General features: G+C 62.3%; 18 protein-coding genes. 3 read left to right on the forward strand and 15 right to left on the reverse strand.

The annotated features are described in order from the left end of the window. The first annotated feature begins 240 nt into the window (after nucleotides 1–240). Nucleotides 241–495, forward strand: coding sequence for a hypothetical protein (locus OK015_RS19775; RefSeq protein ID WP_268125666.1), 255 nt, complete (start codon nucleotides 241–243; stop codon nucleotides 493–495). A gap of 15 nt (nucleotides 496–510) precedes the next feature. On the opposite strand, the gene OK015_RS19780 is transcribed toward OK015_RS19775, so the two are convergent. From OK015_RS19780 to OK015_RS19815, 8 genes are all read right to left on the reverse strand, one after another. Then, nucleotides 511–3,381, reverse strand: a complete 2,871-nt coding sequence (locus tag OK015_RS19780; protein ID WP_268125667.1) for an MMPL/RND family transporter — start codon at nucleotides 3,379–3,381, stop codon at nucleotides 511–513. 188 nt (nucleotides 3,382–3,569) lie between these two features. Further along, complete coding sequence (locus OK015_RS19785; protein ID WP_268125668.1) at nucleotides 3,570–5,195, reverse strand: PEP-utilizing enzyme; 1,626 nt, start codon at nucleotides 5,193–5,195, stop codon at nucleotides 3,570–3,572. 10 nt (nucleotides 5,196–5,205) lie between these two features. Further along, entirely contained in the window at nucleotides 5,206–6,096 is an 891-nt protein-coding gene (locus tag OK015_RS19790; RefSeq protein ID WP_268125669.1) for a hypothetical protein, read from the reverse strand. A 239-nt stretch (nucleotides 6,097–6,335) separates the two neighbouring features. Then, entirely contained in the window at nucleotides 6,336–7,097 is a 762-nt protein-coding gene (locus OK015_RS19795; protein WP_268125670.1) for a hypothetical protein, read from the reverse strand. A gap of 65 nt (nucleotides 7,098–7,162) precedes the next feature. Beyond that, entirely contained in the window at nucleotides 7,163–8,317 is a 1,155-nt protein-coding gene (locus OK015_RS19800) for an acyl-CoA dehydrogenase family protein (protein WP_268125671.1), read from the reverse strand. A gap of 74 nt (nucleotides 8,318–8,391) precedes the next feature. Then, nucleotides 8,392–8,997: a MarR family transcriptional regulator gene (locus OK015_RS19805; RefSeq protein ID WP_268125672.1), complete on the reverse strand. Its 606-nt coding sequence runs from the start codon at nucleotides 8,995–8,997 to the stop codon at nucleotides 8,392–8,394. Continuing rightward, entirely contained in the window at nucleotides 8,990–10,618 is a 1,629-nt protein-coding gene (locus OK015_RS19810; RefSeq protein ID WP_268125673.1) for a pyruvate, phosphate dikinase, read from the reverse strand. The genes OK015_RS19805 and OK015_RS19810 overlap by 8 nt, the downstream gene beginning before the upstream one ends. Nucleotides 10,619–10,728: 110 nt before the next feature. After that, nucleotides 10,729–11,868, reverse strand: a complete 1,140-nt coding sequence (locus OK015_RS19815; protein ID WP_268125674.1) for an epoxide hydrolase family protein — start codon at nucleotides 11,866–11,868, stop codon at nucleotides 10,729–10,731. Nucleotides 11,869–12,191: 323 nt separating this feature from the next. Here OK015_RS19815 and OK015_RS19820 point away from each other — a divergent pair, with 323 nt between their 5' ends. After that, on the forward strand, nucleotides 12,192–13,895 hold the full coding sequence (locus OK015_RS19820) for a phytoene desaturase family protein (protein WP_268125675.1): 1,704 nt from the start codon (nucleotides 12,192–12,194) through the stop codon (nucleotides 13,893–13,895). 81 nt (nucleotides 13,896–13,976) lie between these two features. Here the strand turns inward: OK015_RS19820 and OK015_RS19825 are convergent, their stop codons facing one another. The 6 genes from OK015_RS19825 to OK015_RS19850 are packed head-to-tail and all read right to left on the reverse strand — an operon-like array spanning nucleotide 13,977 to nucleotide 19,580. Next, complete coding sequence (locus tag OK015_RS19825; protein ID WP_268125676.1) at nucleotides 13,977–14,168, reverse strand: ferredoxin; 192 nt, start codon at nucleotides 14,166–14,168, stop codon at nucleotides 13,977–13,979. Further along, nucleotides 14,168–15,553 carry an aldehyde dehydrogenase family protein gene (locus OK015_RS19830; RefSeq protein WP_268125677.1) on the reverse strand — a complete coding sequence of 462 codons (1,386 nt, stop codon included), beginning with the start codon at nucleotides 15,551–15,553 and terminating at the stop codon, nucleotides 14,168–14,170. Before OK015_RS19830 ends, OK015_RS19825 begins: the two co-directional genes overlap by 1 nt. A gap of 18 nt (nucleotides 15,554–15,571) precedes the next feature. Then, on the reverse strand, nucleotides 15,572–16,363 hold the full coding sequence (locus tag OK015_RS19835; RefSeq protein WP_268125678.1) for a coniferyl-alcohol dehydrogenase: 792 nt from the start codon (nucleotides 16,361–16,363) through the stop codon (nucleotides 15,572–15,574). Between the two features lie 7 nt (nucleotides 16,364–16,370). After that, complete coding sequence (locus OK015_RS19840) at nucleotides 16,371–17,636, reverse strand: cytochrome P450 (protein WP_268125679.1); 1,266 nt, start codon at nucleotides 17,634–17,636, stop codon at nucleotides 16,371–16,373. After that, nucleotides 17,633–19,171, reverse strand: coding sequence for an acyl-CoA synthetase (locus OK015_RS19845; protein ID WP_268125680.1), 1,539 nt, complete (start codon nucleotides 19,169–19,171; stop codon nucleotides 17,633–17,635). Before OK015_RS19845 ends, OK015_RS19840 begins: the two co-directional genes overlap by 4 nt. Nucleotides 19,172–19,175: 4 nt before the next feature. Continuing rightward, nucleotides 19,176–19,580 carry an SCP2 sterol-binding domain-containing protein gene (locus OK015_RS19850; RefSeq protein ID WP_268125681.1) on the reverse strand — a complete coding sequence of 135 codons (405 nt, stop codon included), beginning with the start codon at nucleotides 19,578–19,580 and terminating at the stop codon, nucleotides 19,176–19,178. Between the two features lie 172 nt (nucleotides 19,581–19,752). On the opposite strand from OK015_RS19850, the gene OK015_RS19855 reads away from it, so the two are divergent. After that, nucleotides 19,753–20,466 carry a hypothetical protein gene (locus tag OK015_RS19855; RefSeq protein ID WP_268125682.1) on the forward strand — a complete coding sequence of 238 codons (714 nt, stop codon included), beginning with the start codon at nucleotides 19,753–19,755 and terminating at the stop codon, nucleotides 20,464–20,466. A 58-nt stretch (nucleotides 20,467–20,524) separates the two neighbouring features. Here OK015_RS19855 and OK015_RS19860 read toward each other — a convergent pair whose 3' ends face one another. Further along, nucleotides 20,525–21,208, reverse strand: coding sequence for a hypothetical protein (locus OK015_RS19860; RefSeq protein WP_268125683.1), 684 nt, complete (start codon nucleotides 21,206–21,208; stop codon nucleotides 20,525–20,527). Nucleotides 21,209–21,248: the final 40 nt, after the last annotated feature.

The raw sequence follows: 21,248 nt of genomic DNA on the forward strand, positions 1-21,248 counted from the left end.
AGCCCCCCGACGGGCTGCCGAGCCCGCATCTTTTTAATTTGGCTTCAATTCTATCGCTAGGCTACCATAAGTTGGCTTATGGTAGCTGTCCGGTGGCTCTACGCCGATGAGCGCCGGCTAGGAAAGCGAATGCACGTGCTTCCGCGATCACCAGATGCGCCGTGAGACAAATCTTGCCTGGGATAACCAGATTGACGCTGGCGATGCACGATTCCACGACACCTTGAAGCGGCACCCCGGGTGGTCGAGCTGATCATCGTCGAGGCCAACATGGTCCGGCTCGATGATGTCCGCCGGGCCCTCATCTCCACATTGCAGAAGGCCGGGTCTGTCGCAGAGGAGCGGCTTTGGCTCCAGCGGCCCGACCGGACCAATCCGCCGAACTCCTTCGACATGGGATTAGAAATGGTGATGCGCTCGCTGCGCGAGGATGTGAAGGCACGCGAGTACTCCGGCGAATCGCGGTCGGGTCGAACCCGAAAGCCAGCGAAATAACCCGATAACCGGTCTCTAGTGCCGCGCCGGCATCGGGAGTGCCCGCGCGTGCTCGGATGGGGCCCCAGGCGGGCGCACATTGTCGACACCGCGCGGGTGGACAATTTGCGGCCACCAGAACCAACGGCCGAGCAAGGTGGCGATCGAGGGCATGAATAACGTACGGACAACGAGCGTGTCGAGCAGCAGACCCAAAGCAATGGTGGCACCCATCTGAGCGACGATGCGATCGTCGCTGCCGAGCATTGCGGCCATCGTGAAGGCAAACACCAAGCCGGCAGAGGTGACCACCGCGCCTGTCCCCGCCATCGCCCGGATCGTCCCGGTCTTGAGTCCGGCGTGGATCTCGTGCCGTATTCGGTGTACCAGTAGCAGGTTGTAGTCGGCGCCGACCGCCAACAAGACGATCACCGCGAAGAGCATCACGGAGAAGTGCATCCTGATACCGAACAGATCTTGCCAGATCAGCACGGACAGACCGATGGACGCCGCAATCGAGCTAGCCGCGGTGGCGACGATAACCAACGCCGCGACCAAACTCCGCGTCAGCACGAGCATGATCATGAAGATCAGGGTGAGCGACGCCACCGAGGTGATCATCAGGTCGTAGATGTTGCCGTCGTGCATGTCCTTGTAAGTAGCTGCCGTACCGCCGAGATAGACCTTCGCGCCGGACAAGGATGACTGTTTGAGACCCTCCTGCGCCGCGGTTCGCTCCGCATCGACTCGCGAGATGCCTTCCGGAGTCGCAGGATCGCCTTCGTGGTTGATGAAAAACCGCGCCGACTTGCCGTCCGGTGACAAGAACATTTTCAGGCCCCGCTGGAACTCCGCATTGTCGAAGGCCTCCGGGGGAAGATAAAAGTAGTCATCGTTTCGAGAGGCGTCAAAACTGTGGCCCATGGCGATGCCCGTGTTGCTCATCGCCTCCATCTGGTTGATCATCGCCTCGAAGGTACTGTGCGCTGAAAGCGTCAGTCCACGAGTAGTTTTCATGCTGGCGATCATCGGCGGCAACAACTGCGCCGTTTCGTGCGTGAGCGAGTCGGTGCGCTTGATGTCCGCCGTCAGTTCATGCAGCTGCTGGTCAAGCTGATCGATCCCGTCGAGGCCATCGAACAACGATCGGAATGACCAACAGATCGGGATGTCGAAGCAGTGTTTGTCCCAATAGAAGTAGCTGCGGACCGGCCGCCAGGTATCTTCGAAATCCGCTATGTGGTCCCGCAAGCCATCGGTGATCGCAGCCGTTTCGGTAGAGTCACGGACCGTATCGTGCGTCGCGTTGGCCAGCCGGTTGGTGATCTCATACAGCCGCTGCATGTAGTCGATTGCGACCTGCTGCTCATCGGCCATCTTGAGCATGTCGGCCATCCGCTCTTTCAGAAACGCCATGTTCTGCATCGTGGTCTGGCTTTGCATGCTGTTCAGGAACGGTATCGAGCTGTGCTCAATCGGAATTCCCAGGGGGCGGGTGATGTCCTGAACCATCACAATGCCGTGGACCCGGATCACGTTCTTGGCCACCCGATCCAGCACCAGCATGTCGGCAGGGTTGCGCATGTCGTGGTCTGCCTCGACCATCAGCAAGTCGGGATTCAGCCGCCCTTCCGAGAAATGCCGCTGCGCGGCCGCATACCCGCGATTGCCCGGCGCGTTGTCCGGCAAGTAGTAACGCTCGCTGTAGAGCGTCTTGTATCCCGGCAATCCGATCATGCCGATCAACACAGCCACCGTACTCATGGCCAGAATCGGCGCCGGCCAACGCACAACGGCAGTACCGACCCGTCGCCACAGTCGACCGCTACGCGATGCCTTGGGCTCCAAGAGGCCGAATCGGGTCGCCACCACAAGAACGGCCGGACCCAGCGTAAGCGCAGCGGCGACGACGACGAGCATGCCGATTGCCACCGGGACCCCCATCGTGGTGAACCAGGGCAGTCGGGTAAAGACGAGGCAAAACGTCGCTCCTGCGATCGTCAGACCCGAGCCCAACACGACGGGTGTGACGCCGTGAAAGGTTGTGTAATAGGACGTTTCGCTGTCCTCACCCGACGCGCGCGCCTCCCGATAACGTCCGATAAGGAAAATCCCGTAGTCGGTTCCCGCGGCGATACCCAGCATCGTCAAGAGAGCTGTGGCGAATACCGCGAGCTCGATGAGCCCGTAGTTCCCGAGTACCGCGATGACGCCGCGAGAGACCGCCAATTCGACCAGCGTCATCAAAAGCTGGATCAACGTGGCAGCGATCGAGCGATAGACCAGGAACAACATGATCGCTATCGCGGCAAGGGTGAACAAAGTAATTTTGTTCATGCTTGCGTTCCCGATCATGTACTCATCGGAGCTATGCGCCGTTGAGCCGGTGACGTAGGCCTTAACGCCGGGCGGTGCCGGCGTCCGTGCCACGACTTCACGGACAGCGTCGACTGATTCGTTGGACAACGTCGTGCCTTGCTCGCCGGCGAGGTTCAATATCACGTAAGCACCCTTGCCGTCGGCGCTTTGGACTCCGGCTGCGGTCAACCGATCGCTCCAGAAATCCTGGATGTGCTGGACGTGTCGGGGATCTTGCTTCAGCTGATTGATGATGTTGTCGTAATATCGGTGTGCCGCATCGCCGAGATTCTGCTGGCCCTCCAGGACGATCGTGACCGTGCTGTTGGAATCGAATTCCTGGAAGTTATGGCCCAGGCGCATCATCGCTTTCATCGACGGCGCATCCATTGGAGCCATCGGCGCCGCATGCCGCTCCCCGACCACTTCCAATTGCGGCGCGACCACGTTCACGACGACGGTCAACGCGATCCAGCCGATGATGATCGGCACCGCAAACAAACGGATCAGGCGGGGCAGGATCGGTCGCCTGGTATCCACGTTGGTCATCCGACGGTCACCAGGCCGCAGGTCCGGGCCCGGGCGCCATCGATGTCCCCCTGATCGCGGGGAGCACCACCGTGGGCTGTCGGGGCGAAGCAACGGATTTAAGCACGGTTAAAAACACGGTGGGTGGTTTCTACCACAGGTTCCCGGCCACGGTCTAGGCCTGTCCCGCCCACCTAGCAAACTCAGATCTAACTCAAAGCCTTTGCCGCCGGCTCCACGATCTCCACTTTCCCGGTGTCCCCATCCACCCGGATCAGTTGGCCATCCCGGATTCGACGGCTCCCGACCTCGGTGCCGCACACGCACGGGATCCCAAGTTCGCGGGCCACGATCGGGCCATGACTGAGCAAGCCCCCGTAGTCCGTAACAACGGCGCCGGCCACCAGGAACAAGGCAACCCAGCTCGGATCGGTGGTCTCACACACCAAAATGTCGCCCTCGTCCAGGTCCGTGGTGGCCGGGTCGCGGACCACCCGCGCACGGCCAGTCACCACGCCGGGACTCGCGGCGACACCTGTCAGGGGGCTCGCATCCTCATCGGCAGCAATGTCGTGCACAGAAGTGATCTGCGGCCGGCCTTGCCACGCCTGGGGCAGCCGTCGCGACTGGCGATCTACGAATTGAGTACGCCGACTCGGGATCTCGCGAAGTTCGTCATCCACGCGCCCGCTGCGCAGGGCCCCATAGCTGAGGTGAAACACGTCATCGGTTTGTTCCAACGATCCTGTCGTGACCAGCTCCGCACCCAGCCGTCGAGCACCGGCGCGCGCCACGTCGAACGTCATCAGATAACCGGCCTTGCCCTGCTCGCGCAGCGCCAGGAAACGTGCGGCGGCCCGCATGATCAAGTTCAGTGCCGGTCGCTGCAACGCCGGCGCGGCGGCCCGCACCCGCGCCATCGCCTGCTGGCGTGCCGCCACCTGTTGAGTGCTGCGCAGGTGTGGGGCCCGCGGGTCGTTGGCGTCGATCGATCGGTAGTCATCCAGTCGCGCCAGGATCGGCGATGGGTCCTCGCGCCATGACACGCCGGCCAGCTGGCCCTCATCGCGACCGTGGTAGCCATGTCGATCAGTGAAGCCGCGCAACGTAATCCGGTCGTGTGCCAACGCCCACAGATCAGCGGCGACCTGATTCTCGTCGGCCCCAACTCCGGCTAGCACCGCGGTTTCCAGATCGGAAAGACCAAGCCTGGCCAGCGCCGCCTTGACCCGCTCGGCCAGCCCGGAGCTGACCAACGCCACCACCAAGTGCAGAATCATGATCTTTTCGAACCGATCCCTCGCGTCGTCGACCAATGCCAGACATCCGGCACGGTCGAGTCCGTCTAGACGTGCGAGCGCATCGAGCCGCCAGGAACGTAAGCCGGCGACCATCCTGTCGTGAGCGCGGGGCAAGGTGGTCACCAGCAGCGGTGCCTTTGCGGCGATCGCCGGGTAACGGCTTCGGGAATTGTTGTCGACGGTGTCGGGGCGCACGTAACCGAATAGCTGCTGTTCGGTCGCGGACGCCGAAGTTCCGGGCAACAGACCCGCGATGTCACGAAACTTGTTGATATTCGCGGCGGCTCGGCCGTCAAACAACGTCCAGCACATGTCGTCCGCGCGGTCGGGCAGGTATATGTCTTCGGCCTTGTATACACCCAGCCGGACGAACATCTTCCGGAACGCCATCTCCATCGGCTCTTCGATGAAGGTATAGCCCCACGTGGTGAAAACACCGGGAAAGGCCTCGGCGACGTTACCCGTGGTCCAGGTCAGTGCCGGATCGATCTCGGGATTGTCCAGCTGCTGCGCAACGACTCGGCGGCTACTCATCGGCTAGCGATCAGAACACCCGGTGCAGGATGCCCTGCTCGAAAAACCCTGCACCCGTGCTATTTTCGCTGTCAAGAGTCATAAAATCGTCATAGGTACCAAACGACGGCCCCTCGGAGTCGGCGCCCATCGGCACGAAAAATCCCGCCAGCCGGGACGAGAGCGTGACCAGCCCGACGCCCCCCTCTTTGTCGCGTAGCCGGGCCAGCCGGAACTGCCCGGCAGCGTTGCGCCCGAAGGTGACGTCGGCAATGGTGCGTAACCCGTCCGCGTCGATCAGAAATCCGTCGGATCGCAGTGCGCCGTCCGCACCCAGGAACTTCATCACCGTGATAAAGGTGTCGCCGACGACGGCTACCAGACCGGCGTATTCGATCCATTGGGCGGATTCGTCACGGAAGCCCCAGGTGCGATCCCGCATACCGCGCGCCTGCACCGGTGACTCAGCTCCGTCGAGCACCAGGGTGCCCGTCAACTCACAGGCCTGTTGAAAATGTTGCAACGGCTTACCCGGGACCAGCTCGGGGACTACTCCGCCCACTGCGTAGTCAGCCGGGACAAACAGCGGAGCGTTGACCAAATCGGCCCGTAACCGGGGGTGCCGCACCGATATCACCCCGCCCAGTCCGAAGTCGATCGACTCGCTGGCGAAGCTGCCCGGTGGCAGGTCCTCGATGATTTCCAAAACTTTGGCCCGAACCGAGACGCTGCACCGAGCACGCCGCGCGCCGGTGCCATTCGGCGAGGTGGAAACGTGGAAGCTGCCGAAAACTTCGTTTTCGATGTCCCAGAAGGACAGGTAGGCGTTGTCCTTCCAGACCGGATCCGTCGGACCCGCGGCGGCGAAGTGGATGGGTTCGGCCAAAGGCCCCCAGGCGTCGGTGATGTCGATAACGGTCATCGCCTTGCTGCTCCTCCCGGCATCGGATCCTCCCACCGCTGGGCCGATCAGTCTTTTTTTACTGAGATTAAAATCTATCACGATTGCCCGGTGGCGTAGTACGGTTTCTTGTATTGGCGGCGCACCGCATCTGCCGTACACCGCATGCGCTGATGCCGCGATCGGAGCGTCACGACGACAACGACGTTGGCATGCCTACCTGAGCGGGCCCGCGGCGAGATGCTGAGTTAGGTCCTGGCTCAAATACTGGGCGAAAGCGCATCGAGCCGCGCGCGCAACGTGGCCACTTCACGGTCTAGTCGATGGATCGGCATGTCGTCATCGTCGTCGGCGTCGATGGCGCGCAGGAGGAAAACGAAGTTGGGCAAGAACCACAACAGAAACGAGCACACCGGGAGCCACCACACCAGTATTCCGTTCCAAGCCAAGGGCCCTGTCTTGAAGAACACGAGGAAGCTCGCCGGGATGAATGTGAGGGCCAGCCAGAGGTTTACGTACCCGAGCCAACGCGGGAAGATCGGCGTCGGTCGTTGGTCGATCAACACGGCGACACCGAAGACCGCCAGCTGCAGAACAAACGTCGAGACCACACCGAGAAAGAAAAACCAGCTGATGTCGTACAGCGCCCGGGTGACCTCAGGATGCTGATCGGCGCGGTAGGTCGAAACGAGCATAAAAACATATGGGATCACGAATTCGACCGTGGCCAACGCACCGAGCGCCAGTTGTGTATACGCCAAGATTGGGCGCAGCCCTTCGATGCGCAGCATCTGCATCGTGAAGGACGCCAGGAACGGCATCAGCAACGGACACGACGCCAGGCAGATCACGATACCGATGCGGATAGCCGTGCGGTGCTGGTCGATCAACGCCGCCACTTGTGCCGCGTTCTGGTTCGGGGATGGTGGCGGGAAGAAGCCCGCCACAACAAAACCGACGACAAATAGTGCGCCCATGAGCGGGCCCGCCCAGACGCACGCCTTCTGAACCGTGCGAGTCACCACACCAAATAATATCGATCAAACCGACGCATTCAAGGGGTTATGAGACTGTGAATACCAAAATCTCAGATGCCGCCGCGGGCGACGAGCTGGCCAGCGATCACGTTGCGCTGGATCTCGTTAGTGCCTTCACCGACGATCATCAACGGCGCATCACGGAAGTAACGTTCGACATCGAACTCCGTGGAGTAGCCGTAGCCACCATGGATCCGCACCGCATCCAGCGCGATCTCCATCGCCACCTCCGAGGCGAAGAGCTTCGCCATCCCCGCCTCCATATCGGAGCGCTCACCGCTGTCATAGCGCTCGGCGGCATAGAGGGTCAGCTGGCGAGCCGCAGTCAGCTTCGTGGCCATCTCCGCCAGATAGTTGCCCACCGCTTGGTGCTTCCAGATCGGCTTACCAAAACTCTCTCGCTGCTGCGCGTAGGCAAGCGCATCCTCCAGGGCGGCGGTCGCCACACCAAGCGCCCGCGAAGCGACCTGAATACGGCCGGTCTCTAGACCCTTCATCATCTGCGCAAATCCCTTGCCTGACGCACCGCCGAGGATCGCTGATTTGCCGATTCGGTAATCATCGAAGGACAGCTCGCAGCTCTCCACACCCTTATAGCCCAGCTTGGGCAGATCCCGCGAAACCGTCAGGCCCGGGCCGTGTTCCGCCAGAACGATGGAGATGCCGGCATGCTTCGGAGTAGCTTTTGGGTCGGTCTTGCACAGCAGGGCAATCAGGCCTGAGCGTCGCGCATTGGAGATCCAGGTTTTCGCGCCGGTGATCACCAGGTCGTCACCGTCGGAAACTGCGGTGGTCGTCATGTTCTGCAGGTCTGAACCGCCACCAGGTTCAGTGAGCGCCATCGTCGCGCGGAGCTCACCGGATGCCATCGCCGGAAGGTAGGTCCGCTTCTGTTCGTCGGTCCCGAACAGCGTCAGCAGTTTGGCCACGACGGTGTGCCCGCCCATCGCGCCGGCCAGGCTCATCCAGCCGCGCGCCAATTCCTGGGTCACCAACACATAGCAGGCCATCGACACCGGCGAGCCGCCATAATCCTCGGGGATAGCCAGACCGTAAATCCCGATCTGCTTCATCTGCTCGATCCACTTTTCGGGATATTCGTTGGCGTGCTCGACTTCGCGGACCGTCGGTTTGACGTCGCGATCGATGAAGGCACGGACCGTCTCGACCAGCAGGGTTTCTTCGTCGGTCAACACAGAGCTCACATCCATCACCTCTCCACCAGAAATTTTATTCTAGATTAAACTCTTGGCTCAGATGTCGGACGTTTGGGTATTGGCTAGCTCGCGTGCCCGGCCTTGGCTTCTTCTTCACGGGTGAGACCCGAGGCAGCGATGAGTTCCTCGTGCAGTTCGAACCACACCGTGTGGTACGAATCGATGATCGGCCGGGCTAGCCATGCTGTGTCGCCGGCCTTGACCTTGCCCAGGGCCGCGGCCAGCTTCTTGCCGTACGCACTGAGCCTTGGCACCAGGGCGGTGACTGCGGCGACGATGGGTGACACCTGCTCGTGTACGTCGTCGAGGCGGTTCAGCACCGCAGTGTCGTAGTCGGCATCATCGTGCGGGTTGGGTTGGCCGTCCTTGATCTGCCAGTCCGATACGAGCGCTTTGAACGTGCTGTTGACGGCCCGAAAATCGTCGTACGACTTGGCCAAAGCATTGTGGTCGATTTCCGAGCGCTCCTCTGCCAGCAGGAGATTGAGCCGCTCGCGCCCCTCGGGGCTGACCCGGAGCGTCTTGTTTTGAATGAGCAGGCCCGCCGCGGTCAAGTCCGTTAGCGTCGCCGCCACCTCGGTAGGGTCTTCGTCCAGAGTGGCGATCAGATCCTCTTCTCCGACCCGTCCCTTGAGCCGGACTGCTTGCAACACAGTCAATTCAGACATTCGCCAGCCCTTTCTTGTCCTCGTTCAGTCGAAGTGCGATCAGCATGGTGACCAAAGGATGAGGCGAGACGACATCCGTATGACCGGCGGCGAGGGCGTCGGCGACCGCCGCTGCGGATGTGTCGGCAAGCTCTTCGTAGTCACCACGGGGGTAGGCCCGGATCGGGCTGATTCCTCGGGCGATCTCGGTGAGCTCGGCCAAATCGGGTGAGTCCGTCTCGGACCACGCAGTGCATTCGAGGATTCCCTCGCGCACTTCGCCTTCGCCACCGTCGACGGTGATCATCTTGCCGGCCAGGGCAGCGGCCACGCCCGCACCGCACCCCACCACCGCCGGTCGACCTATCTCTCGACTCACCACCGCGGCATGCGATGTCGCACCGCCGATCTCCGTGACGATCCCTCGGGCGGCCAGCATTCCCTGTACGTCATCGGGATTCGTCGCCACCCGCACCAAGATGACGTCTTCGCCCTCGTCGGCGGCATCAAGGGCATCGTCGAGGTCAGTATACGCCTTGCCGGATACCACGCCCGGACACGCTGGTAGTCCGCTCGCTAAAAGCGTTGCAGCGAGCCGTGTTTCGGGTTGCAGCGCGGGTGCGAGCAAGGTCTCGACATGTGCCGGAGTCACCCTGCGCAACGCCTCCGCGTCATCGATCAGTCCTTCATGGCGCAGCTGTAATGCCAGGCGGACGGCGGCCTGAGCTGACCGTTTGGCGGTCCGGGTCTGCAGCAACCACAGTTTGCCTTCTTCGACGGTGAATTCGATGTCTTGTACATCGCCGCCGGCGCGCTCCAGCGACCGCGCCGCGGCCATGAGCTGCTCATAGACGACGGGTTGTTCATTCCGCAATGCGGCGACGGGTTGGACGTCCACATTGCCCGATACGACATCCTCTCCCTGGCCATTGGCCAGCCATTCGCCGAAAGGCTCATTGGCTCCGGTGATGGGATTGCGGGAGAACAGGACGCCGGTGCCCGAATCGCGTGCCAAATTGCCGAAGACCATCGCCTGCACGATGACCGCGGTGCCGGCATCGTCGCCCAGCGCGTGATGCGTCCGGTAACTGATCGCCCGTGGGCTTTCCCACGAGGCGAAAACGGCCTCGATCGCCCCCCGTAGCTGCACCCAAGGATCGGCCGGGACTTCGGCGCTTGAATCACCGCCCAGCACGATCCGGCGGTACATGTCATTGAAGCGTTCGCGGGTGTCGCGTGCGAATTCCGCGGATCCAGCGACTCCGAGTGCATCTTCGACCGCGTCATCGATGCCCAGGTCCAGCACGGTGTCCATCATGCCGGGCATCGATTGCGCCGCACCGCTGCGCACACTGACCAACAAAGGCCGCGGGCCGTGCCCGAACGTGCGTGATGTCTCGGCTTCGAGCCAACTCATCTTGTCGCGCACGTCATTCCAGATCTGGTCAAGACAGCTTCCCGGGTCGGCGAAGAACTTCGTGCACACCGCAGTAGTGATGCAGAACGCGGGCGGGACCGGCAACCCCTGTCGCCGCATCGAGTCAATGCCATAGCCCTTGTTGCCCAAGACCATACGAGGAAGGCTGGTACCGCCGTCCAACGTGACGACGAGGGGGTGTGCCTCACCCGGGATTTTTGACATGAGATTAGATTCTAGCCGACAGGGTGTATTTGCAGTACTGACGTAAGTTTCGCGCGCTGGGCTGTCTGCGAGGGCCGCCCGAACGGCCGGCGGCTTGGATCCCGTGCCGACTAAGTAAGCGCGCGGATGCCGGCGCGGACCTCGTCGACGAAGACCTCGGGCTGTTCCAAAGCCGCGAAGTGGCCGCCTTTGGCGACGGCATGGTAGTAGCGAAGGTCGGTAAACCTGGTACGAAGCCACCGTTCGCTGACATTGACGATTTCCTCCGGGAACCGGGTGTAGGCCGACGGTAGGGGGACCTCCTCAAATGAGCTGATCATCGAGAAGCTCTCCCAGTACAACCGCGCCGACGAGGCGGCGGTGTTCGTCAACCAGTACATCATGACGTTGTCCAGGATGACATCGCGCGCAACAGCGTTCTCCGGGTGCCCATCGCAGTCGGTCCAGGCGTAGAACTTCTCGGCGATCCAGGCAAGTTGACCGGCCGGCGAATCGGCGAGCCCATAGCCCAACGTCTGCGGTCGGGTGGCCTGTTGCACGGCGTAGGCGCCCTCCTGCTCCATGTATGCCGGCAGTCCTCCGACGGCCTGCTCGTCCGGGGTCAGTTCGCCGAGCCCTCCCAGCGCCTCCGGTGAGGCCAGCGCCATGTTGACGTGGATCCCGAGCAGGCCGGCGGGGGGCTTGACGCCCATCATCGCGGTCACGAACCCACCCCAATCGCCGCCCTGCGCAAAGTACTGCGGGTAGCCCAACGCGACCATCAGGGCGTTCCACGCCTCGGCGATTCGTTCGATGCCCACCCCGGGAGTCGTCGGCTTGTCGCTGAACCCATATCCCGGCAGCGAGGGAATGACGACGTGAAAGGCGTCTTCGGCCGAGCCGCCATAGCGTTCGGGCTCGGTCAGCGGGCCGATCACGTCGAGAAATTCGACCACCGATCCCGGCCAACCATGCGTCAGTATCAGCGGCCGCGCGTCACGAAGCGGCGAACGCACGTGCAGAAAGTGGATGCCGAGGTCACCGATGGTCGCGTGGAACTGCGGATAGGCATTGAGCCGGCTGGCGACCCGGTCCATGTCGTAGTCCTTCGCCCAATACCCGACCAATTCGCGCACATAGCCTGAGGGGATGCCCTGGGACCAGTCGGTCACGGTTTCGGTGTGCGGCCACCGCGTCCGTTCCAGACGAGCACGCAGATCGGCGATGTCGGCCTCGGAAATCTTGACACGGAAGTCGCGAATCTCAACCATGCCGACGCTCCCTTGCGTTAAGTTAACGACCACTTGCACCTACGCTGGCGAGCCAGTCGAGATGTTTTCTGTGCTGCTGCAATGAGAATAGTTCCGCTGTAGTCGTCGTCAAGAACAATCGTTCGCAGATTCTGTCTCGAGATATCAGACCGGACGCGACGTCAGATCGATGGCCGCTCGCCAGTGGGACTGCCCCGGTCCAGAATGGCGAAGTAGCACAGGGCTTCATCGACATGGCGAACCCCTTCCGATATGATTTTAATCGCAGTTAGATTCACGTCAGAACGCGGCGATGCTCGCTCCCGGCAATCGAAGGGCTGTTCATGAAGGACGCTCCCCCACCAGCTGAGGCCGACGTTGTTGTCGTCGGATCGGGCCACAACGGACTGGTCGCGGCTGCGTATCTGGCGAAAGCCGGCCTCGACGTCCTCGTCGTCGAGGCGGCCCCCACCGCCGGCGGCATGACGTCAACGAATCCCTTTGCCCCCGAGGCGCCCGAATACACGATCAACGAGGCGTCGATCCAGGCATCGCTGTTCCGCACCACGACCATCGACCAGGACTTGGGCTTGTCGCGCAAATACGGGTTGCGCCAGACCGTCATTGATCCCGCCCACTTCCAACTCTCCGCCGACGGCGCATCGCTGGGCCTGTGGCGTGATCCGCGCAAGACCGCCGCCGAGCTCGAGTACTTCTCGAAGAAGGACGCCCGCGCGCTGCTCGAACTCTACGAAGTCATCGACGCAGCGGTCGAGATCGGCCTGCCGATGATGCAGACCAGCGTCGCCGAGCCGGAGATCAAGAACATTCTGAAATCCGCGCGCGCGGTGGTGAAGAACCGCAAGCAGCTGGCCGCCCTCGGCCGCTGGATGTCGAGCTCGCAGGCCGAAGCCATCGAAGAAAGCTTCGAGCACGACATGATCCGCGCACCCCTGCTCTCAAGTCTGCCGTTCATGCCGTTCGACGCCGACATGTCCGGCTGGTCGTTGATCTACCTGGGGGTGCTGAGCAAGTACGGCGTCGCGATGTTCCACGGTGGCACCGGCTCCCTGCCGAAGGCGCTGATCGGCGTCATCAAAGACAACCGCGGCGACGTGATCACCAACTCCCCCGTCGAGGAGCTGATCGTCGCCAACAACCGCTGCACCGGCGTGCGGATCAGGGGCGGCACCGAAATCCGGGCCCGCCGCGCGGTCCTGACCGCCTGCAGTCCGAAGACCACGTTGACCCGGCTGTTGCCGCGCGGCGTGCTGGAGCCCAAAAAGCAGAATGCCGCTGACCACATCCCGACTCGCAAGCGCGGTATCGCCGACGCCAAGGTCAACGTCGCCCTGTCGGGTCGCGTCGACATGTCCAAGCACGAGAAATGGCGCGGAGACGGCATCGACCTGCGGCAGGCCTGCAACTGCTATCACACCTACCAGGAGGCTCTGGATGCCGCGCGCTCCTGCGTGCTCGGGAAAGTGCCCGACGCGATTCCGGGGCTGGCTCAGGTGACTAACTCGTTCGACCCGTCGATGTCACCCCCGGGCAAAGACTTGTGGTGGTTCTGGACCGGCCTGACGCCGTCCTTCCCCGAGGTCGGCTGGGATGTCGCCCGCAAGCACATCACCGACAGCATCCTCAAGGACGCCGAGCTGTATTACAAGGGCGTCGAGGATATGCAGGTCGCCGTGCGGCCGCTGATGCTCCCCGATATCGAGGAACGGTTCTGGGCGATCGACGGTTCGGTGTATCACGTGGACCCGACCATCACTCGATTCGGCCCGAACAAGCCGGTGGCGGGCTTCGCCGGGTACAAGACTCCGGTCGAGGGGCTCTACCTCACCGGGTCAGGCACGCATCCCGTCGCCGGTATCAGCGGGATGCCCGGTCAGAACGCAGCACGCGTTTTGCTCAAGCATCTCCACCTCGAGGACAAGGGTGGCCGACTGGGTGTGCTCAAAGAGTTGGTGACGCGCCGCAAGAAGGTCGACGGCGACCCGTACTCCAGCGGACAGAACGACCCATTCCCGGCCGAACTCTAACCAGGAGGCCGCATCGGGACGGCTCCACCGTCGAGATCTGCTCCCCACCAACAAACTGGCTGAGGGCACAGATAAATACCCCTAGTCCTGGATCGACAACGCGCTGGTCGGGCACTCGCTCACAGCCTGCTCGACCGCGGCACGCTCGTCCTCGGATGGCTCGGGATTGATTGCCCGCGACTGACCGTCGTCGCCGATCTCAAACACCGTGGGCGCCGCGACCTCACACAACCCGATTCCCGAACACTTGGTGGTGTCGACCGCCACTTTCATCAGAACATCCTCCGCATGATGCTCAGGGCCCGCTGACTGTAGGGCGGGTAGACGAGACGGGGATCGGGTTTGGCCGACTTCGACAGCACCGCACGGCGATGACTCAGCGCCTCGAAGCCCCACTTGCCGTGGTAGGCCCCCATGCCGCTGGCGCCGACGCCACCGAACGGCAGCGACGGCACCAAGCAATGCATGGCAACATGATTGATCACCGCGCCGCCGGAAGCGATGCGGTCGATCAGGTCGCGGCCGATCGGGCCAGAAGCAAAAACATAGAGCGCCAGTGGCTTTGGTCTACCATTGACGAAATCGACTGCGTGATCCAGCGATTCGACCGCCAAGACCGGCAGGATCGGGCCAAAAATCTCGTCGGTCATGACCGGATCAGTAGGCGATGGGTTGAGGATCACGGTGGGTTCGATCCGCAGTGTGGCACCATCCGACCGCCCCCCGGTAACCACCTTGCCGTCGGTGGTACTGATCAGCGAAACCAGGCGGTCGAACTGGCGTTGGTTGACGACGCGTAACGCCGGATCCGGTTCGCCCGAGCGGAAATCGCGAACATTGGCGACTATCTTGCCGACCAAGTCGTCGACGATCCGACGGTCAGCCAGCACGTAGTCGGGCGCGATGCAGGTTTGGCCCGAATTCATCAACTTCACCCACGCGATGCGCCGCGCGGCGACGTCGATATCGGCGTCGGCCGCAACGATCACCGGACTCTTGCCACCCAGTTCTAGTGTCACCGGAGTCAGGGTCGGCGCCGCGGCGGCCATGATCTTCTTGCCGATCTCGGTACCGCCCGTGAACAGAATATGATCGAATCCCGCCGCGAGCAGCTCTTGCGTGACGGCGGCATCGCCCTCGATGATCCGAACTGCCTCCGGGTCGACATAGAGTGGAAGCAGCCGCGCCAACAGTGCCGACGTGGCGGGGGCCAGCTCGGAAGGCTTGATCACCGCGCAGTTGCCGGCCGCCACCGCGGCCACCAGCGGCGCCAGGCTCAAGTACAGCGGGTAATTCCACGGCCCTATGACCAACACCACGCCCAGCGGGTCGTGTTGGACCCAGGCGCGACCGGGCAACTGCGCGAGCGGTAATGCCACGCGCCGCCTGCGCATCCATCGCTTCAGATGCTTACGGGCATAGACGGCTTCGCCTTTGGTTGACGCGATGTCACCAAGCCACGCCTCCGCCGGGGGTCGACCCAGGTCTTCGGCCAACGCCGCGGCGATGTCCGGCTCCCGCTCCGCGACGAACCGCTCGATCCCACGCAGTTGCTCCAGTCGCCATTCCAAGCTGCGGGTTCGGTTCGTAGCGAAAACCCGGCGGAGGTCGGCAAGCGCGCTGACGCTCACAGTTGTCTCCAGTGCGTGAATAGTCACAGAATCTCCTGAAATGCCTCAGATTTCGGGGGCCGGCACTACGCCGCTGCCCACCGCCCCGCTGATGCCGCCGTCCACAGCAAGCGCCTGCCCGTTGACCCACCGGGCATCGTCGGAGGCCAAGAACAACACCACATCGGCGATGTCCTCCGGATCGGCGTGGCGCCCCAACAGGTTCTTCAAACCGTCGAGGGTGTCCTTGCCCATCGACTCCTCGAAATCGACCAAGATCGGCGTCTCCACCGGTCCGGGTAGCACGGCGTTGATGCGAAATCCCATCTCGCCCAATGCCAAACCCATCGACATGGCGTAGACGGTGGAGACTTCTTTGGAGAAGTTGTAGGCGTTGCCCTGCTGCGGGTTGGCCTTGAACCACGCAGCACCCTCTTCGAAGGTATCGGTGCACAGCAGATCGCGAATCGAGTCGAGCCGCAGCGGCCAGCCGAAGCCCGCCGTCGACGACACGATCGTGACAGATCCACCCGGTTTGAGGCGTTCGAAGAACGACTCGGTCAAATGCCGGACCGCCAGGCTGTTCACGGCTATCACCACATCGGCGGGTGCGGTGCCGGGAATACCGGCCACGTTGATCAACCCGTCGAACTCGCCGTCGAGTTGCTCTACGGCGCTGTCAATGCTGTTCGGGTTCGCCAGGTCGACCTCGACATGGTGAGTCACCTTGGCGGTCGGTATGTTGCGGTCCAGGCAGTGCACTTCGGCTCCGGCGGCGAGCAACCGCTCGGCGACCGCGTGGCCGATGCCCGATGCTGCGCCGGTGACGACGTACCGTTTGCCCTTGAAGTCGGCCATGGTTCTCCTAATCGAGGGTGTAGGGCAGCGATTTGACTGCGGTGATGAAATTGCCGGTCAGATACTCAGGTTCGCCCAGCCGCAGGTTCGGCGCCCGGAAGATCAGCTCGCGGAAGATCGATTCCAGCTGCATCTTGCCCATGAAGGCACCCATGCAGAAGTGCGGTCCGCCGCCGCCGAATGCGACGTGCAGGTTCGGCGATCGGGTGATGTCGAACTCATGCGGGTTACTGAAGACCCGCTCGTCGCGGTTGGCCGAAGAGTAAACCATTGTCACCCAGTCACCTTCGCGAATGTGCTGGCCGTGCAGCTCGGTGTCCTGGGTTGCGGTACGCCGGAACGTCATCACCGGGGTTGTCCAGCGGACGAACTCATCGATCGCGACCTTGATGTGCCCGTCGAAATCCTTCTCCAGCAACGCTTTCTGCTCGGGGAACTGCTGCAACGCAAGCGTCGTGAAGGTGGTGGTGGTACGGGTGGTGTCATTACCCGCGACCGACAGCAGGACGAAGTACGGGCCCAGCTCGTCGTCGGTGAGTTGCCGTCCGTCGATCTCGGCTTGCACCAGCGAAGTCATCACGTCGTTCTGCGGATGTTCACGTCGCGCCTCGGCCAAGCCGATCCCGATATTGAGCAGTCCGACAAGGGAATCGGTCAGTACCTCCCCAGGTTCGCGGCCAGCCGCTACATCGGGGTCGGCCCACGCCACCATGCCCTCGGCCAGGTGCGCCGCCTCGTCGCGCTGGTCCTCGGGCAGGCCGAGCATCTCGTAAATCGTCCACATCGGTAGGCGTTTGGCCACCTGCTGGACGAAATCGCCGTCCTTCGTCTTGATCAGGTCGTCGACGATGGATCTCGCCTGGTGCTCGATCTGGTCCTTGATCTTGGCGACCTGTCGCGGCGTGAAGACCGAGCTGACGAGCCGGCGCAGGCTCGAGTGCTTCGCACCGTCCATGCCCAGAAAGGACTGGGTGGCATCGAGCATCTCCTCAGGTACGGCCTCAAACGTGATGCCTTGCCCAGAGCAGAAGATCTCCGGAGTCTTGCTCACGTAGCAGACGTCCTCGTGGCGCGTGACCACCCAAACACCGTCGATCTCGGGCTCCATCATGGAGCCCTCAATCGGGCGGTGCCAGCTGACCGGGCGTTCGTCGCGAAGGATCTTGAAGGACTTCTCCCGCTCGTCGAAGCTTTGCGCCCAGAAAGCCTGCGACGAAATGTTCACCGGGTCGAAGGGCGGCCGGTCGATCTTCGGAGTTGTCTCAGTTGTCATGCGTTTGCCTCCAGATAGCGGGCCTTGAGGCTCCTCTTCACCAGCTTCCCGGTGGCTGTCCGGGGAAGCTCGTCGACAAAGTCGACGGTGCGCGGGGCCTTGTAGTGAGCGATACGGTGTCGGACGTAAGCGATGATCTCGTCGGCCAGTTCGGCGGATGGTGTTGTCTGCGGCTTCAATTGAACAATGGCCTTGACCTGTTCGCCCATTTCCGGATCGGGTACGCCGATCACCGCGACATCGAAGACCTTCGGGTGCAGCGCGAGGACGTTTTCGATTTCCTGCGGATAAATGTTTACCCCGCCGGAGATGATCACGAATGCCTTGCGATCGGTCAGGAACAGGTAACCTTCCTCGTCGACATAACCGATATCGCCCACGGTGGACCAATTCTGGTGCGCGGGATGCCTTGACGAAGCGGTCTTTTCGGCATCGTTGTGATACTCGAAGGGCACCACATCGCGTTCGAAGTAGACAGTACCCACCGTGCCAGATGGCTGCTCGACGCCGTCGTCGTCGCAGATGTGCAGCACGCCGAGCGCAGCCTTTCCAACCGATCCACGCTTGTTTCTCCACTCGGCGGTGGTAATCACCGTGGTGCCGTGTTGCTCTGTCGCACCGTAGTATTCGACCAGGATCGGGCCCCACCAGCCGATCATGGCGTCTTTCACCTCGGGTGGGCAGGGAGCGGCGGCATGCACGGCGATGCGCAGCGAGGAGACGTCATAGCCGTTGCGGACCGCGTCGGGCAATTGAAGCATCCGGACGAACATCGTCGGAACCATCTGGGTGACGGTTACCCGATACTGCTGGATGGCAGCGAGCGCCCTCTCTGCGTCGAAACGCTCCATTAGAACAACCGTGCCGCCCAGTGCCTGGACGCCGGCGCACCACTTCAGCGGGGCGGTGTGGTAGATCGGTGCCGGTGACAGGTATACGTCATCGCTGGAGATCTTGAAGACGTGCGCCAACAACCCGACGAGCGGGTCCCCCGGTTCGTCGACCTGGATCGGCAGCAGATGCGGCTTGATGCCCTTGGGCCGGCCGGTGGTACCCGACGAGTACAACATTTCCGCACCGCGCGGTTGGTCGGCCAATCGTGTTCCGGCCGTGGCCAATAGCTCGCTGTACGGCCGGTACCCCGTGACAGCCCCGCCGAACGCGTACCACTGCTGGACCTCGGGAACCAGGTCGAGCAACTGGTCGGCCAGTTCCCGTACCCCATGGGAGGCGATGACTACCCGGGCGCCACTGTCGCGCAGGATGTAGGCGGCTTCCTCCGGTGCCAGATGCCAGTTGACAGCGGTGATGTACAGGCCAGAACGCAGTGCAGCCCAATAAATCTCGAATGCTTCGGCAGCATTGTCCGAAAGCATCGCGATGACGTCGCCTTTGCGCAGCCCCAAGGCGTGTAGCGCCGACGCCAGCCGAGCCGAATTGTCGTCGAGCTCTCCGTAAGTGAGCGACCGGCCAGAGTCGGCCAGGATCACGGCCGGCCGATCGGGCGCGGACGCCGCATGTGTGCCTGGAAACATGCGTTTAGACGAGCAGATCGTCGCGACCGTCGTGCTTGAGTCGCTCGATATAGCTCGGATAGAGCTTCTTGCCTAGCGGAGCTAGCTTGAGCAGGCTCGCCACATTGCCGTCGACCTTGATCTTCTTCTTGGCCATGGCCAGCGGCAAGTTGACCTTGCCCTGCCAGTACCCGTTTCCGGTGTCGGCCGTCATGGACATCGTCGCTGTCGGCGCAGGCCCACCGTCCACGCCCTCGCGCACCGACTTGTTTCCCATGTCGATCACGACGACGGCCTCGGGATCGGTGAAATCGAACGCCACGACGAGGCCGGTGGCGACCAGCTTGGGACCGATCTCCTCATCATCGAAGGCGGTCTCGAATATCCCGCCGATGTACTTCCTGACCTCCGCAGAGTCCTTGAACCCCATTGTTCTTCGCTCTCCCTAAATTTACTTTCGATTAAATTCTGATGCGAGTCGGCGCCCACGACATCAATCGACTTTGGTCGGCCACCTATGACCCCCGTCACAGGAACAGTACCATAAGTCGACTTATGGTCAAGGGCCGAGGTGCCCAAGAACGGCGGATACCATGCTCGACATGTACGACGCCCACGCGATTCTCGATGCCATCAATCGTCACACCGTCCCCATCCTCATCGGTTTCGGCTTTGCCATGGTGCTGCAGAACGTGGCGATGATCACCGCCGTCGTGATGACCCGACGGAAGCGCCGGATCTCGATCCCGTTGCCGTGCACGTTCCTGTGGTTTGCTCACGACCTCGGCGTCGTGGCCCGCTTCAATACCTGGTTCAACGTGTACGACCACTGGTTCCTGAAGTTGTTCTGGATGGGTTTGCTTACCGCGCTGATCCTTGAGCTCATCTTCTTCGCCCAGGCGATCAGAGTCGGACGTGCCGAATACCTGCCGCGCGGCACTCAGGCGCAATGGACCGCACTCGTGATCACCGGCGCCGTGGCATTCGTGATTGTCTGGGAATACATGAAAATCGTCTGGGACGATCCTCTCTACCAAGCCGCGCCCGCGATCACGCTGTTCCTGCTTCCGGTGGCGACCACGGCCCTGCTGCTGCGCCGACAATCCGCTGTAGCGCAGTCTCCACTTATCTACGGTTGTTTCGCGGCGATGGTGGTGTTCTGGTGGGGTGTCACGACGAGCTGCTACGGCGGCGGCTTTGCGAGCTGGCAGTACGTGCTGACGGGTGTTACCGCCTTCGTGATGCTGGTCAGCGTCACTGTCGCCGTGGCCCGGATGCGGACAAGCGCGGAACAGCGAGTCCCCACCCTCGTTTGAGGCTTGCCACCAGCCGTTCAGGCCGGTGATCTCACGCCTCGGCGATCGACCAACTCCACTATCCAAGTACCGTCGACGTACCGAGGGCCGTAGCCGGGTTGCCCCGGCTGTCCGGGGTGGCCGGGGGTTCGGTCCCGGCGCGTTGTGGGGCGGTAACCACCGGGATGGCGAGCCAGACGACCAGTGCGACAAGGCCTATCACCGCAGCCGCCGCCACGTGTTGTGCCCAGTCCGGCCAGAAGCTGCTCATTGCGAGATACATCGGCCACGACACGGCGACTATGCCTCCGATCGACGACATGATGACGAGCGGGACCAGCAGAAGGGACTTGACGCCACCGAGCCGGTCCTGTACTCGGGCAACGAATACTGCGGGAACGAATGTAAGCATGGCACTGGAAAAGGCGTACCAGACCGGCATCCAGCCGAACGGCTGCACCGATTGGCGGCCGTAGTAGTGCCACAAATCGGCGGCCATCCAAGGCATTTCGAATAGGAAGACGCCGATGACAATGGTCCCGGCGAGCAGCCACACACCCCGCGGACTCAGGCGTCGTGCGTGAAAAACCGGCACGACAAGCAGCAGCACGAGCCCGAAATACGGCACATAGGCGCCTATCGGATAGAAGGGGATTCCGAGCCCCTGGGCCCGCCAGGCGACATGCGCGCCGATCTGCGAATGTGTCGCGTGGGACAGATGCGCGAGCGTCGCCTCGTTGACGACGGTCGCGCCACCAGCCACGGTGTAGATTAGCGGCTGCCAGCTACCACGCTTCCGCGAG

Origin of the sequence: Mycobacterium sp. Aquia_216 (assembly GCF_026723865.1) — a bacterium.
Taxonomy (GTDB): domain Bacteria; phylum Actinomycetota; class Actinomycetes; order Mycobacteriales; family Mycobacteriaceae; genus Mycobacterium.